This window comes from Streptomyces sp. AgN23 (assembly GCF_001598115.1).
In the GTDB taxonomy this organism is placed as follows: domain Bacteria; phylum Actinomycetota; class Actinomycetes; order Streptomycetales; family Streptomycetaceae; genus Streptomyces; species Streptomyces antimycoticus.
In genome coordinates, this window is sequence record NZ_CP007153.1 from 5,726,579 (window position 1) to 5,741,080 (window position 14,502).

The window sequence follows — 14,502 nt, forward strand, 5'->3', positions numbered from 1 at the left end:
GCCAAGGAGGCCCACAACCCATGCAGTCCATCCCTGTGGACACCACCCGACTCGGCGTACTGCGGTGCGCGGTCGGGCCCGAACCGAAGATCGCGGACTTCGAAAGCAAGGAGGTCAAGAAGGACCGGGACGGCAACACCGTCTACACCGTCGCCGTGACCGTGCGGCAGGATGGACGGCGCGTCTCGGTGATCGAAATCGCCGTCCCCGGAGAACCCAAAGGCGTCGTGGAGGGCTCGGAGGTCCGGGTGACGGGCCTGGAGGCATTCGCCTGGGCCATGGGCGACCGCCACGGCATCAGCTTCCGGGCTGCTGCCATCACCCCCGTACCGGCCTCGACTTCGTCAGCAACGGCGAGCAAGGGCGGTGCGGCGTGATGGATCAGCTCATGCTCGCTGCCGCACTGCTGCTGGCCTGGATGGTAGTGATCGGCACCTACCTGGAACAGCGCTGGCCGGACTGGCACTGGTACCTCACCGGTTACCCCCGCACCGCGCTGCGCGTGATGGTCACCTGGCGCAAGGTGGCACAGCTCAACGACCTCACGGTCTTGCACAAGCCCAACCGGCGTCTGCTGGGCGGCCTGGTCGTCAAAGGCCAGCCGCTACATCTGAAAGTCCCACGCTGCTCGTTCCCCCGGCCCACACCGAACGGGCTGTCGGTGCGGGTGCGGCTGCACGCGGGCCAGACCCCGGCCCTGTTCCTGGGGGCGGCTGAGGCGTTAGTGCATGCCTGGCGGGTGCACGCGGTGCGGATCGTCTCCCCCGAACGCGGCGTCGTACTGATCACGGCGACCGTCCGTGACCCGCTGGAACACCCCGACCGGCCCACGGGTGAGGTGTCGGCGTCGCTGCTGTCGGCGGTGGTCGGCGCGCTGGAGACCGGTGGGGCGTGGGTGATGGACTTCCGCCGGGTGCCGCACTGGCTGATCGTCGGTGCAACCAGGTCGGGGAAGTCCACGCTGATCGCCCGGCTGATCACCGAGCTTGCCCCGCAGCCTGTCGCCCTGGTCGGCATCGACTGCAAGGGCGGCATGGAACTGGGTCTGTTCGAGCAGCGGTTCTCGGCGCTGGCCACTTGCCGCAGCGAAGCGGTCGCTGTGCTCGGCGCGCTGGTGGTGGACATGCAAAACCGGATGCGCACCTGCCGTGCGGCCGGGGCGCGCTCCATATGGGAGCTGCCCGAGAAGGAACGCCCCGTGCCCGTGGTGGTGGTCGTGGACGAGATAGCCGAGCTCTACCTGACCAACGGGAGCAAAGACCAGCGGGCGGAGGCTGAGCAGTGCTCGACCTACCTCCTGCGGCTGGCCCAACTCGGGGCGGCACTCGGGATGCATCTGGCCGTAGCCGGGCAACGGGTCGGCTCCGATCTCGGGCCGGGGGTGACGGCGCTGCGGGCCCAGTTGAGCGGGCGTGTCTGCCACCGGGTCAACGATCCGGGCACCGCTGAGATGACCCTGGGCGATTTGAACAAGGATGCCGTGGCGGTGGCGCAGTCCATCGGGGAGGCCGAACAGGGCGTCGCCGTGACCACGGGTGATACGGGCGGCTGGATGCGCGGGCGGTCCCACCTGACCACCCCTGCCGAAGCCCAAGTCACGGCGGCTGAGAACGCGGGGCTGGCCTTCCGCCTGGCTGGGGTTGCCCGTGCTCTGGAAGAGCTGGACGCAGGTGAGGGCGCATGAGTCAATCCCTGGTCCTCTCCCTGGCGCTGCTGTTCGGGCTCGCCACGGTCCTGCTCCTGCGCTCCCGCGCGGTGCGGTGGTGGGAAGCGCTGTTGATCGGCCTGTTCGGCATGTACCTGGGCCAGACCCCCGTCATCGACAGCACCAACGGGCTCGTGAACTGGCTCCTGTCCGGCTTCACCCACACCAGCTAGACCACCCCCGGGAGGCCCCACCAGATGACCATGCGTCGTGTCCGCTGCCCCGTCTGCAAGGGGGAGCGCTACCGCAGGACCCGCACCGGACACCGGCGGCGCTGCCGCTGCTGCCGGGGCACCGGCACCATCCGCTAACCCACCCAACCGGCCCGCGAGGCAGGGAGTGATCGCCATGGACGACACCCACCCATCCGCATCCATCCGTGCCGCTGCGGCGGCCCACCCTGGGAGGTCCCCACCATCACCGCCGAGACCACCTCGGCTGACAGGCGCGCCCACCTCGACCGTGCGGCGCGCCTGCGTCAGCTCTCCGAAGTTGACCAAGACCTGATCCGCCTCGTCCAAGACCCCCGCTTCGACCGCTGGGTGGAGCAGATCACCGCTACCGGCGGCTGCGCTCACCCGATCCACCTCACCGGCTCCACCACCACCCGCGACACGGCAACGGGCGAGGTACGGCACCACTACGACACCCGCAACGAGCCCGGCGAACGGCTCCTGATCCGCTGCCGCAACCGTCGCCAAACCGTCTGCGCCCCCTGCTCTCGCCTGCATGCGGGCGACACCTTCCACCTCGTCCGGGCTGGACTCGTCGGCGGCAAGACCGTACCGGCGGACGTGCGCGAGCGGCCCCGGCTGTTCCTCACGCTCACGGCTCCGAGCTTCGGCCCCGTTCACCGTGCCGCTGCTGACGGGCAGCGCTGCCGACCGCGTCGCGATGGCGGAGAGTGCGAACACGGGCGTCGCCTCGGCTGCCCGGCCGTCCATGACGCGGATGACCGGCTCATCGGCCAGCCGCTGTGTCCCGACTGCTACGACTACCCGGCACATGTCCTGTGGCACGCGCACGCGGGGCGGCTGTGGAAGGCGTTCACGGACAACCTCTACAACCACCTTGCTGCCCGCGTCGGCCGCACCCGCACCGGCCTGCGGCACAGCCTGCGCATCTCCTACGCCAAAGTCGCCGAGCACCAAAATCGAGCAGCCATCCACGTCCATGCCGTGGTGCGCCTCGACGGTGCGCACGGGCCCGACGATCCGCCCCCGGTCTGGGCAACGGCCGATGTGCTCACGGCCGTGGTCCGCGCACCGCCGCTGCGGCCGTACGGCTGCGCACCGTCTACAGCGCAGCTCTGGGAGAACACGAATTGCGTTGGGGCGCCGAACTCGACGCCCGGCCGCTGCGTGCCTTCGGCGGCGGTGAGGGCCTGGCCGATGACGCGGTAGCCGCGTACGTCGCCAAGTACGTCACCAAAGGGGCCACCGACACCGGGGCCGGACTTGACCACCAGATCACCAGCCCCGACGACATCGCGACGGCCCCCGTGTCGGCACACGTGCGCACCCTCATGCGCACCTGCTGGCGCCTCGGCGGCCTCCCCGAACTGGAACCCCTCCGACTACGCGCATGGGCTCACACGCTCGGCTACCGGGGCCACATCCTCACCAAATTCCGTGCCTACTCGACCACCTACACCGCACTACGCGCCGAACGAGCCGACCACCAGTCCGGCGGGACCGAACTTGCCGACAGCGGCGTGATCACGGATGCCCACTGGCGCTACGTCGGCTCCGGCCACACCCCCGGCGCCGCGCTCCTGGCTGCCGGGATCGCTGAAGACCACGCCCGGAATCGCGAGATCGCTTGTGAAGAGCTGGCCGTGACGGGCACGGGCGGCGGTGCGGCATGAGCGAGGCCGCACGAAGCACAGCCCGCAAGCGTCGAGTGTCCGAGGCTAATGAGAAGTGGTCGGCGGCCGTGCGTCGGGAGGCTGCCAAGTTCCCGACACGAGTCGGGCCGAGGAGCGCTGCACGTCTCGCACAGCTCCTCGGCCCGTGAAGGGCGCTGGGGCCTCAGTCCAGCGGATTCGGCCTGATACTGATCCGGTCGGTGTCGAAGTTGCCGACCCCGGTTGCCGGACCGATGACGATGCCCCCGAACAGGAAGCGGAAGATGGCGTTGATCCGCGCGTAGTCCTCGTTCTTCTCCAGTCGCGTCCAGTTCTCCTCGGCGTGCGGTCCGGCGATCCCGTCCAACACGGCCACGGGCCGGACGATGGTCTGCTTCTGCCGTTCCTTGATCCGGGCTTCGATCTCACGCCGCTTCTGCCGGTACTCCCGCGTCGGCATCTCGTCGGCGTCCCACATCTCGTAGAGGTCCTTGAGCTTCTGGTCGTCCCTCTCGTCCGCCTCCACATCGGCGGCCGGTCGGGTGGTGGTGGCGGGAGGACGGCCGCTCACGTCGAGCTTCGACAGGACATCGATCGCCACTGCCCGCGCGAAACGCTCCAAGGGCTCGGCCGCGATCGTGCGCTTGCATGCCGTGCCGTCCACTGCCACCCGTCGCGTGCAGCGGTATTCGAAGACGTTGCCCCCGCTACCGCCCATCGTCCGGCCGCAGGTGCACATGACGACGCTGCGCAGCAGGTAGTAGCGACTCCGCTTGTTCTTCTCCGCTGACCGCTCCGCGCGGTACTTCCGTCGCTCCTGGGCCTCGTCCCACTGCCCCCGGTCGATGATCGCGGGCCAGTTACCGACGCCGTGTTCCTCGCCTCGGAACATCCGGATACCGGCGACGTGGCGTGAGTCGATCAGGGCTCGCACGGTGTCGGGGCCCCACGACTTCCCGAGCGCGGTCCTCACCTCGCGCTCATTGAGTTCGCGGGCGATGGCACGAGGGGCCGCCCCGGCGAGGTAACGCCGGAAGATCTCGCGCACGATCTCCGCCTCCTCCTCGATGATCTCCATGCCGTTCTTGGTGTAGCCGTAGCGGCGGCGGCCGGTGTGCGGGGTGCCTGCCCTCGCCCGGTCGTCCATCGCGTCCTTCAACCGGCGTGAGGTGTCGTCCGAGGAACGGCAGGCGTGGGCCACCTCGATGCGGAGAATGAAGCGGTCGTCCGGGTCGGACAGATCGCGCCGGTTGGCCTCGCCGTGCATGGTGATGTGGTTGCTGTCCGAGATCGTCAGCAGCTCTTCGAGGTCCCTCGGCTGCCGCATGAGCCGGTCGGGGTGGTAGGCGATCAGATGACGGATCTCGCCCTCTTCCATCTCCTTGAGCATGGCGTCCCACCCCGGTCGCTTCCGGTCCCGTCGCCAGGCCGACCGGTTGTTGTCCACGAAGACCAGGGACGGCGGGACGACGAGCCCGAGCCGTTCGGCGATCTCTCGGCAGATGCGCTCCTGCCGGTCTACGCCTGTCTGGTCGTCGTCATCGGTGTGGGATATCCGGCAGTAGATCGCTGCCTCGGTACCCGGGGTGATGGGCTGCCGCTTCGCTGTCTTCGTCGCCATGGCAAGAGTGCATGAAGAGGGAATGACTCACCCGACCTTCCAGCCCGTGAACGAAAACGTCTTGCCACTACTGCTGATGGTGACGGTCCGCTCGCGCATCCCCGGGAAGGAGACGAGCGGGGTGTGCGCGGTGCCGAAGACGAGATGCTCGTAGACCTCGTCGGTGACCACCAGCAGATCGCGCTCGACGGCAAGCTCGGCGACCGCGGCCAGCTCATCGTGGGTGAGCACGGTGCCGGTGGGGTTGTGCGGGGTGTTGAGCAGGATGAGCTGGGTGCGATCGGTGACGGCGGCGCGCAGCTCGTCCAGATCCAGCCGGAAGGTGTCCCCGTCGGGGCGGAGGGTGACCGGGACGCGGACCCCGCCCGCCATGGCGATACAGGCGGCGTACGAGTCGTAGTACGGCTCCAGCGCGACCACCTCGTCCCCCGGCTCCACCAGCGCCAGCAGCGACGCCGCGATGGCCTCGGTGGCGCCCGCGGTGATCAGCACCTCGGTATCGGGATCGAAGCCCAGCCCGTACCAGCGCCGCTGGTGCTCGGCGACGGCGGTACGCAGCTCCGGCACCCCCGGCCCGGGCGGGTACTGATTGCCCCGCCCGTCCCGCAGCGCCCGGACGGCGGCCTCGCGCACCTCCTCGGGCCCGTCGGTGTCCGGGAAGCCCTGGCCCAGATTGATCGCGCCGGTGCGCACGGCGAGAGCGGACATCTCGGCGAAGATCGTGGTCCCGAAGGCGGCCAGTCGGCGATTGAGCGGCGGTCGTCCCATGGCGCCCATACTCCGCCGAAGCGCGGGCCTTCATCAACTCTGGCGAGCACTGACGGTTTCGGGCTCAGGGCTACGCTCGCGCCATGACTGATTTCCTTCAGGTGGCGACGGCGACGAAGGGCCGCGAGGAAGCCGAGAAGCTCGCGGGGTCGGTGGTGACGGCTCGGCTCGCGGCCGGGGCGCGGATCGTGGGGCCGGTGGTCTCGGTCTTCTGGCACCAGGGCGAGTTCGGGACGGGGGAAGAGCGGCAGTTGTTGTTCAAGACCCGGGCTGACCGCTACGCCGATCTTCGAAGTCACCTTCCCATGGTCACGCGGTCGGCGGATCGAGGAGCGCGCGCGTTGCCAGGCCGTGCCCCGGCGGGCTGGTCGGGTGCGGGTGGGCTGGTCAAGTGCCAAGGCTCTGGATGGTCGCTTCCACCAGCCTGTTCCCCTTGATGGCGTTCCACGAGGTGTAGGCCGAAAGCTGAGCGACCACCGCACTCAGCCACTCGGGATCACCGAGCCGGTCCAGCGCTTTCGCCTGGGTGAGCTGGCCGAACAGGGCCTTCAGCATGATGATGTGGCCGCCCGTATAGCGGCGCTTGTGATGCGTGTACCGCACACTCCACAGATCGTACGGATGGCGCACGATGCCGCGCAGGGAGCAGCCGTCGCGGCCCATGTCGGCACCGGGCCGAGAAGGGAGGCCGGGGGCGGCCTGCCACTTCCGGTAAGCGGCCCGCACGTTCAGCTCGACGAACCGGGACCACTGGACAGTGAGCTGGGGTGCCGCCTCCCCGTGCCGCCGGTGCTCCAGACCCTCGGTGGTGAGCACGACATACAGGCCGTCCTTCCGCATCGGGTCCCCGAGCACCCACCTGTCCCCCGTCAGCTCCAGAGGTCCCAAGAGCTGGGCCATGGCTTCTCCCCCATTCGCGCGCCTCGACGGACCAAGAACCTAACTGACGCACCCAGCGACCGGCGGCCGGAGGTGAGCCACCGATCGCGTTCGTCGGGCAGGGCATACCGGCGCTGACGGTCTCGTGCCGGGTGAGCTTGTTCCGCGGTGGCGGTGAGGATCGCGTAGATCTGTTCCGGCTCGGTGTCCGGAGCCTCGGCCAGCTGCTCGGTGACCTCGATGAGTCCTTCCGTGCGGAGTGCGGCGATGGTCTTGCGGACGGTTGGTTCGGCTGACCATGCAGTGCTCGATGAGCTGGGTTTCTGAGGTGAGCGGGGCGCCGGGCTTGTGCTCGTATGGAGCGATGCCGCTGCGGATCCTTGCAGTGACCTGCTGGTATAGCGTTCCAGGACATCCGATCTCTTCCAGGCCGCGCTGTCCTCGACCTGTCGTCGTTTTCATCGGCGGGATGCGCGGGTACCCGGCCGGGTCGGAATGTGTTTAATGTGATCGATTGCGCGTTTTGCCGGAGTCGTGAGGCCCCGCGGGAGGCGAGATGGCCATGCACGAGACACAGCAGGCGGGGGCCTGGCCGCGGCTTCGGCTGGAGGACTGGGCCGAGGCGCGGGACACGCTGCACATGTGGACCCAGATCGTCGGCAAGATCCGGCTGGATCATGCGCCACCGGCCAACCAGTGGTGGCAGGTGACCTTGTATGTCACCCCGCGCGGGCTGAGCACGTCCACGATTCCGTATCGGAGCGGGGCGTTCGATATCGAGTTCGACTTTGTCGATCAGCGGCTGGGGATTCGGGTCAGTGACGGCAGCCGGCGAGAGCTGGTGCTGGAGTCCAAACCGGTGTCCCAGTTCTACTCCGAGATCATGGGTGTGCTGGGAGACCTGGGCATCCAGACCCGGGTGTACCCCCGCCCGAACGAGGTGCCCGTGTCGATCCCCTTCCCGGAGGATCACCGGCACGCGGTGTACGACCCACGCGCCGCCCGGCTCTTCTGGGGCCAATTGCTGAGCGCACACCGGGTGTTCGGGGAATTCCGGTCCCATTTCGTCGGCAAGGCCAGCCCCGTGCACTTCTTCTGGGGAGCGATGGACCTGGCCGTCACCCGCTTCTCCGGCCGCACCGCGCCGCCGCATCCCCCCGGCGGGGTGCCGAACCTGCCGGACCGGGTGACACAGGAGGCGTACTCCGTCGAGCTGTCCAGCTGCGGCTTCTGGCCCGGCGGCGGCGAGGAGGGCGGCTTCTACTCCTACGCCTACCCCGAGCCCGCCGGTTTCGCCGACCAGCCGGTCCAGCCCGCGACGGCCTCGTACCGGCGGGACGTCGGTGAGTTCGTGCTGCCCTACGAGACGGTCGCCACCGCGGCCGATCCGGACCGGATGCTGACCGAATTCCTGCACAGCACCTACGAGGCGGCCGCCGAACTGGCCGACTGGGATCGCTCGGTCCTGGAAGCCGACCCGCATCATTGGGAGCATCGCTAGCGGCGCGCCCTCTCGCAGCGGTGTCAGGGCCAGACGTTGGCCTGTGCCCGGAAGGTCTCGGGGTCGGTCTCCAGGGGCAGTACGCACATCACGTGGCCGCCGGGCACGCGGAGCACCCGGCACTCCTGCCATTGCGCAATCTGCTCAGCGCCCAGGGCGAGCAGGCGCGCGGTTTCCGCCTCGACGTCGTCGGTCTCGAAGTCCAGGTGGATACGGGGCGCGTCGTCGACCGCCTGGACGGCGGTGACCAGCCCCGGCAGAGCCTCGTGGAGCGTGGTGAACTGTGGCTCCGGCGCAAACGGCTCGGCGGTGACGCCGAGGGCCGCGGACCAGAAGGCGGTCGCCCGGGCGGCCTCGGCTTTCGGCGCGTCGATCAAAACGGCGTACACACGGCTCCTGTGCATGCACGGCAAATTACCCGCCTGGGCCCACGGCCAGTCGCGCCGCGCCGAACCTCTGGACTTCCTCAACTTCGCTTTCGACCCGGGTGAGGTCGGGCAGGGGAGACGACAGGTACGAAGCGGTACCTCGCTACGGGGGATGGGAAGGAGAGTGAGGACCATGGGTCCTGTTGTCATCTTGGTCGTGGTGGCGTTCACGTTCGCGGCGCTCGCCGCGCTGGGCGCCGGCCGGTCGAAGGGGAACGGCGGGCGGCGCAGGCGGTCCTGGAGCGCCGGGTCCGGCGGGGCGGCCGGTGGCAGCTGGTGGGCCGGTGGCGACGGCGGTGGTGGCCATCACGGGGGTGGTCACCACGGCGGCGGTGGCTGCGGCGGCGGAAGTGGTTGCGGTGGCGGAGGTGGCTGTGGCGGCGGCGGTGGTGGTGGCGGCGGTGGCTGCGGAGGGGGCGCCTGATCCCCTGGCCACCACGCGTCCCTACGGTCGCCACGCCGCTCGTGCGGTCAGGTTGTCCTTATGGTCGCCACGCCGTCCTTACGGTCATGCCGTCCTTACGGTCGCCACGCCGTCCTTACGGCTGTGAAGCAATGAGCCCGCGCCCAGCGCGCCAACGTGCGCCGGGCGCGGGCTTGTTGAACACTTGACCTAGAAGGCGCCCTAGGGGGTGGAAACCCGGCGAAGATGGGTAAAAACGATGTGGCGCCCAGCATTTCATGATTCCGTATACCACCATCGACCTTACGGCCCCACGTGGGCACGAGCCGGCGTATGCGCATGCCCCTGGTTCACCGCGGGGCCAGTCGGCCCATCTTTTTCCACTGCGTGCTTGCGGAGCCGATCCATGCTCACGACCCTCAAGACTGCCTACACCGATACCCGCGCCGCTGACCTCGCCTGGGGCCTGGGACGGGAACCGCTTCCCGCCCTCGCTGTGCTTGATCTGCAACTTCATGGTTTCGACGTCCAGTTGAGGCTCCTGGGAGCCTCGCATCAGGTCCTCCTCGAAGGGGAGGGCAGCCGTTGCTCGGAGACCGTCGCCTGCATGTCCGGCAACAGCACCGCGCTTCCGCTGGGGGTTTCCACGCTCGTCGACGGCCGCGAATACGAATTCGCGGCGCGCGTCGAGGAGTTGTCGCAAGGGGCCTTCGCCGGGCGCGCGCAGGAGCTGCTCGCGCTGGTGGCCGACCATCCGCACGGGCTGGCCGGCACCTTTCCCGGCAGTCCGAACGCGTTCACGGCGCTGCTCGCGCAGTGGCACGAGGGCACCGTGGGCTGGCGGACCTGGCATGCCTACCCCCAGGAGGGGCGGCTGGTCACCACCCGCACCTGTGTGGGGGCCCGGGTGCCGGCCGCGCTCCGGCCGCCGGGCGCGGGCGGGCTCGAGATAGGTGGCCTGCCCGATGGGCGGTCGCCCCAAGTGCCGTGTGTCTGAAGGTGGTCCAGCGTGTTGGCGAGGCCATCGATGCCCGATGCGTGAACGGCAATGCACCCGTGTGGGGGACGAGGCGTAAGCGATATGTAACGTAGCGTTCCCTTTGTGATCGATTCGCCGATGTCCGCCGTCTCGGATGTGCCGTCGTCGCCGGAGTCCGGCCCTCCGGCGCGGCTGCCCGTGAGGGCGACGCTCGGCCGCTTCCTCGTTCTCGGCACCGTCTTCGTCTGCGCCGCCTGCGGCCTCGTCTACGAGCTCGAACTCGTCGCGCTGGCCTCGTACTTGGCGGGTGATTCGGTCACCCAGGCATCCGTGGTGCTGTCCGTGATGGTCTTCGCCATGGGTGTCGGCTCGCTGCTGGCCAAGCGGCTGCGCTGCCGGGCCGCCGTCGGCTTCGGCGCGGTCGAGGCGGTGCTCGCGCTCGTCGGCGGCTGCTCGGCGATGGCGCTGTACGCGTGCTTCGCGTGGGGCGGTCACTCGCGTTCCGCGCTCGTCGGCTTCTCGTTCGCGATCGGGGTGCTCATCGGGGCCGAGGTGCCGCTGCTGATGACCCTCATCCAGCGCGTGCGCCGGCAGGACGCGGGCGGCGCGGTGGCCGATCTGTTCGCGGCGGACTATGTGGGCGCGCTGGTCGGCGGGCTCGCCTTTCCCTTCCTGCTGCTGCCCGCGTTCGGGCAGCTGACCGGCGCGCTGGTCACCGGCGCGGTCAACGCGGTCGCGGGCGGGGCGTTGGTGCTCTGGCTGTTCCGCCGCGATCTGAGCGTACGGGCGCGGTGGACGCTGATCGTCGCCAATGGGCTGGTGCTCGCCGTGCTGACCGCCGGTGCCGTGCTGACCCCCTCCTTCGAGCGGGCCGCCCGGCAGGCCGTCTACGGACCGGGGGTGCGGGTCGCGCTGCGCACCGGTGAGCAGGAGATCGTGCTCGTGGGCGGTGGGAAGAGCGGGCGGCCGCTGGCCCTCTTCGTCAACGGGCGGCTGAGGGTCAGCGGGCGAGAGGAGGTCCGCTACCACGAGGCGCTGATCCACCCGGCGATGGCCGCCGGACCGCACGGTCGGGTCTTGGTGCTGGGCGGGGGCGACGGGCTCGCGGCGCGCGAGGTCCTGCGGTACCCGGGGGTCCGGTCGGTGACGGTCGTGGAGCGCGACGCGGAGGTGGTGCGGCTGGCTCGCCGCGATCCGGGCCTGTCCGCGCTCAACGGCGGCGCCTACCGCGATCCGCGGGTGCGGGTGGTGACGGCGGACGCCTTCGACTGGCTGCGCCGGTCCATGGCGTACGACGTGGTGGTCTGCGATCTGCCCGCCCCCGAGCTCACTCCGAGCACCAAGTACTACTCGCAGGAGTTCTACGGCCTGGCCGAGCGGGCGCTGGCGCCCGGCGGCCGGCTGGTGGTCCACGCCGGGCCGCTGCGGCCCGAGCCACGGGCGTTCTGGACGGTGGACGCGACGATCCGCTCGGTCGGGCTGCGGACCGCGCCCTACGTGATCGACACCCCGCACCCGGGCCGTGGCTCCCCGCGTCCCGGCCGTGGTTCCCCGCACGACTGGGGCTTCGTGCTGGCGGCGCGCTCCCCGGTGGGGGTGCGGCTGGCCCCGCACGATCCGCGGCCGCGCTCGCTGACGGAGGAGGGGCTACGGGCGGCCCGCCGCGCTGCCGGGCGGCATCGGGAGGCGGGGCTGCCGCCCTCCACGTTGATGCGTCCGCGGTATGGGGAGTGAGGCACCTTGGCAGGCCCTCGCCGGGGGTAAGGCCACGGGGGAGACCACAGGGCAAGCCCGCCGTAGTCAGGCCGTGGGCGGCGCGCCCGGTGCGGAAAGTTGACCGGGAACGGGTCTCAGGTAACGAGCGATGGGTAGTGTCTTGAGCTATGGAGCATGAGGTGTTCGTCCCGTTTCCCGTCGACACCGTCCGGCTGGCGCTCGCGGAGCCCGATCGCGTCGCACGTTGCGTTCCCGGGCTCCAGCGGGACGCCGATGAGGCCGCCGGGCCGCTTTCCGGCCGGCTGCGACTGCGCATCGGCGGGTCCACCATCACCTACCGCGGTGTGCTGCGCGTCGGTCGGCGCGCCGATGCCTTCGAGATCGAGGGCGAGGGCATCGAGGCCCGCGGCGGCGGCTCGGTGAAGCTGACGCTGACCGTGACGCCGAAGCCCGTCGAGGGCGGCACGCAGCTGATCTGCGCCGGGACGGTCCACAGCGAGGGGCGGCTGGCCGAGTTCGACGACGAGGCGTCCGTGACCGTGGCCCGCCGCATGCTGGACCGGTTCGCCTCGGCGCTCACCGCCGGGCTGCAGAAGTCCCCGATCACCGCGGCCACCGAGGACGAGGCCCCTGGCAGGCCCACCGACGGGCCCACTGACCAGGACACCGAGGACGAGGCCACCGAGGACGAGGTCGGCGTCGAGGCCACTGACGCCGGTAAGGGGGCCGCCGCGGAGGAGTCCGGGCTGCCGACCGAGGCCGAGCTACCGCTGTCGGCCGACGACATGGACATCGACGACGTCGGCGACCTCGAGGACGTCGACGACGCGGACGCCGTCGAGGAGACCGTCGGCTTCGGCGACCTCGCCGATCTCGACGACCTGGACGACGAGCCCCCGGCCGAGGCCGCCCACGCCCGCCGCACGATGATCGGCCGCTCCACGGAGGAGGTCGACCACGCCCCGCCGCGCGGCCGCTACGCCCCCGTCCCCGCGCCCGAGACCGTCTCCACCAGCGCCACCCTGCGCTGGGCCGCGCCCGCCGCGGCCGTGGTGATCGCCTCCGTCGTCGTCGTGGGCCGTCGCGTACTTCGCCGCCGCCGATGACCGTGTGCGCATAGGGTCGGTAGCTGTGACCACCGAAGAGACACCGGAGACCAAGGGCGTACGGCTGACCGCCGGGGACGCCGAGCTGACCGTCTCACCCGAGAACGGCTGCCGTATCGGCTCACTGCGCATCGGCGGTACGGAGCTGCTGCGACAGGGCCCGCGGTTCGGGGCGTTCCCGATGGTGCCGTGGTGCGGCCGGACCGGGCTGGGCCGGTTCCGCAATGGCGGGCAGACCCACCAACTGCCCATCAACTCCCCGCCGCACGCGATCCACGGGACCGGCCGGAACGTCGCCTGGAGCCCGGTCCGGACCAGCCAGTCCAGCGCGGCCTTCACCTACGACCTCGCCGACCCCTGGCCGTACGAGGGCCGGGTCACCCAGACCTTCGAGCTCTCCCCGGACAGCGCGACCGTCACCATGAGCGTGGAGACCGAGGGCGATTCCTTCCCGGCGCAGGCCGGCTGGCATCCGTGGTTCCTGCGGAACCTGGGCGACGGCGGCGCCGATGCCGAGATCGCCTTCGACGCCGCATGGCAGGAGGAGCGCGGGGAGGACCACCTCCCCACCGGCCGCCGGATCGCGCCGAAGCCCGGCCCCTGGGACGACTGCTTCGGCATGCCGCAGGGGGTGGACGTCACGCTCACCTGGCCCGGCCAACTCGAGCTGAAGGTCACCAGCCGCACGGAGTGGGTGGTCGTCTACGACGAGCAGGCGGAGGCGGTGTGCGTCGAACCGCAGTCCGGTCCGCCCAACGGCCTCAACCTCTTGCCGCGGCTGGTCACCCCCATCGATCCGCTGGAGCTCTCCATGACCTGGAGCTGGCGCACGCTGGCCTGAGGGAGTGGCCTGGCCTGACGGGGATCGGGGCGGCTCGGCCCGGAGGGAACGGAGTGCCTTGAGGGGTTCCGAGGGCCACCGCCTAAGCTCATGCGCATGAGCGATGCGCGTGACGCCCTGCTGCAGCAGATCAAGGACAAGGCCGTGGTCCACGGCAAGGTGACCCTCTCCTCCGGGCGTGAGGCCGACTACTACATCGACCTGCGCCGGATCACCCTGGACGCCGAGGCCGCGCCGCTGGTCGGGCAGGTCATGCTCGAGGCCACGGCCGATCTGGAGTACGACGCGGTGGGCGGTCTGACGTTGGGCGCCGACCCGGTGGCCACGTCCATGCTGCACACGGCGGCCGCGCGCGGCCGCCGGCTCGACGCCTTCGTGGTCCGCAAGGCCCAGAAGACGCACGGGATGCAGCGGCGGATCGAGGGCCCGGACATCGCGGGCCGCCGGGTGCTGGTGGTCGAGGACACCTCCACCACCGGCGGTTCGCCGCTGACCGCGGTGGAGGCGGCACGGGAGGCGGGTGCGGAGGTCGTCGCGGTCGCGACGATCGTCGAGCGCGGCGCCGCGTCGGCGATCACGGACGCCGGGCTGCCGTACCTCCCGGCGTACTCGCTTGCCGACCTCGAGCTGAGCTGAAGCGTGGCGGGTGGGGCGGTCGGACGTTTCACGTGAAACCACCCACCCCCGTCCGTGTGGTCTCCGCGTGCGC

General features: G+C 70.3%; 14 protein-coding genes and 2 pseudogenes. 12 read left to right on the top strand and 4 right to left on the bottom strand.

Translation table 11 applies throughout. The features are described from left to right. Positions 1 to 20: 20 nt before the first annotated feature. The 4 genes and pseudogenes from AS97_RS24690 (at position 21) to AS97_RS24705 (ending at position 3,572) form a co-directional block, all read left to right on the top strand. Positions 21 to 377, top strand: coding sequence for a hypothetical protein (locus tag AS97_RS24690; RefSeq protein WP_210565673.1), 357 nt, complete (start codon positions 21 to 23; stop codon positions 375 to 377). Further along, the gene (locus tag AS97_RS24695) at positions 377 to 1,684 is read left to right on the top strand and encodes an FtsK/SpoIIIE domain-containing protein (protein WP_210565674.1); all 1,308 of its coding nucleotides are present in this window, start codon (positions 377 to 379) and stop codon (positions 1,682 to 1,684) included. The genes AS97_RS24690 and AS97_RS24695 overlap by 1 nt, the downstream gene beginning before the upstream one ends. After that, positions 1,681 to 1,878, top strand: coding sequence for a hypothetical protein (locus AS97_RS24700; RefSeq protein ID WP_210565675.1), 198 nt, complete (start codon positions 1,681 to 1,683; stop codon positions 1,876 to 1,878). The genes AS97_RS24695 and AS97_RS24700 overlap by 4 nt, the downstream gene beginning before the upstream one ends. Positions 1,879 to 2,178: 300 nt before the next feature. Continuing rightward, positions 2,179 to 3,572 (top strand): annotated as a pseudogene (locus AS97_RS24705) (replication initiator). Positions 3,573 to 3,735: 163 nt separating this feature from the next. Here the strand turns inward: AS97_RS24705 and AS97_RS24710 are convergent. Both AS97_RS24710 and AS97_RS24715 read right to left on the bottom strand, forming a co-directional pair. After that, on the bottom strand, positions 3,736 to 5,172 hold the full coding sequence (locus AS97_RS24710; RefSeq protein WP_210565676.1) for a recombinase family protein: 1,437 nt from the start codon (positions 5,170 to 5,172) through the stop codon (positions 3,736 to 3,738). 30 nt (positions 5,173 to 5,202) lie between these two features. Next, a pseudogene (locus AS97_RS24715) lies at positions 5,203 to 5,949 on the bottom strand (aminotransferase class I/II-fold pyridoxal phosphate-dependent enzyme); the annotation flags it as partial. Between the two features lie 74 nt (positions 5,950 to 6,023). Here AS97_RS24715 and cutA point away from each other — a divergent pair. After that, positions 6,024 to 6,377: a divalent cation tolerance protein CutA gene (cutA, locus tag AS97_RS49045; RefSeq protein ID WP_210565677.1), complete on the top strand. Its 354-nt coding sequence runs from the start codon at positions 6,024 to 6,026 to the stop codon at positions 6,375 to 6,377. Here cutA and AS97_RS24725 read toward each other — a convergent pair. Then, a complete protein-coding gene (locus tag AS97_RS24725) occupies positions 6,328 to 6,840 on the bottom strand; it encodes a hypothetical protein (RefSeq protein WP_210565678.1) in 513 nt (170 codons plus the stop codon). The genes cutA and AS97_RS24725 overlap by 50 nt on opposite strands. Before the next feature lie 535 nt (positions 6,841 to 7,375). Here AS97_RS24725 and AS97_RS24730 point away from each other — a divergent pair. Then, positions 7,376 to 8,320, top strand: coding sequence for a DUF5996 family protein (locus AS97_RS24730; RefSeq protein WP_210565679.1), 945 nt, complete (start codon positions 7,376 to 7,378; stop codon positions 8,318 to 8,320). 23 nt (positions 8,321 to 8,343) lie between these two features. Here the strand turns inward: AS97_RS24730 and AS97_RS24735 are convergent, their stop codons facing one another. Further along, positions 8,344 to 8,724 (bottom strand): VOC family protein, encoded by a 381-nt coding sequence (locus tag AS97_RS24735; RefSeq protein ID WP_125759702.1) that lies wholly within the window; start codon positions 8,722 to 8,724, stop codon positions 8,344 to 8,346. A 157-nt stretch (positions 8,725 to 8,881) separates the two neighbouring features. Between AS97_RS24735 and AS97_RS24740 the strand changes: the two genes are divergently transcribed. The 6 genes from AS97_RS24740 to pyrE all read left to right on the top strand — a co-directional run bounded on the left by AS97_RS24740 (position 8,882) and on the right by pyrE (position 14,429). Next, positions 8,882 to 9,172: a hypothetical protein gene (locus tag AS97_RS24740; protein ID WP_079059589.1), complete on the top strand. Its 291-nt coding sequence runs from the start codon at positions 8,882 to 8,884 to the stop codon at positions 9,170 to 9,172. Positions 9,173 to 9,557: 385 nt separating this feature from the next. Beyond that, positions 9,558 to 10,148: a DUF2617 family protein gene (locus AS97_RS24745; RefSeq protein ID WP_059146508.1), complete on the top strand. Its 591-nt coding sequence runs from the start codon at positions 9,558 to 9,560 to the stop codon at positions 10,146 to 10,148. Positions 10,149 to 10,268: 120 nt separating this feature from the next. Continuing rightward, positions 10,269 to 11,864 carry a polyamine aminopropyltransferase gene (locus AS97_RS24750; protein ID WP_059146509.1) on the top strand — a complete coding sequence of 532 codons (1,596 nt, stop codon included), beginning with the start codon at positions 10,269 to 10,271 and terminating at the stop codon, positions 11,862 to 11,864. A 149-nt stretch (positions 11,865 to 12,013) separates the two neighbouring features. After that, the gene (locus AS97_RS24755; RefSeq protein WP_210565680.1) at positions 12,014 to 12,952 is read left to right on the top strand and encodes an SRPBCC family protein; all 939 of its coding nucleotides are present in this window, start codon (positions 12,014 to 12,016) and stop codon (positions 12,950 to 12,952) included. Between the two features lie 25 nt (positions 12,953 to 12,977). Further along, positions 12,978 to 13,793 carry an aldose epimerase gene (locus AS97_RS24760; RefSeq protein ID WP_059146511.1) on the top strand — a complete coding sequence of 272 codons (816 nt, stop codon included), beginning with the start codon at positions 12,978 to 12,980 and terminating at the stop codon, positions 13,791 to 13,793. A 90-nt stretch (positions 13,794 to 13,883) separates the two neighbouring features. Then, the gene (gene pyrE, locus AS97_RS24765; protein WP_059146512.1) at positions 13,884 to 14,429 is read left to right on the top strand and encodes an orotate phosphoribosyltransferase; all 546 of its coding nucleotides are present in this window, start codon (positions 13,884 to 13,886) and stop codon (positions 14,427 to 14,429) included. The last annotated feature ends 73 nt before the right edge of the window (positions 14,430 to 14,502 follow it).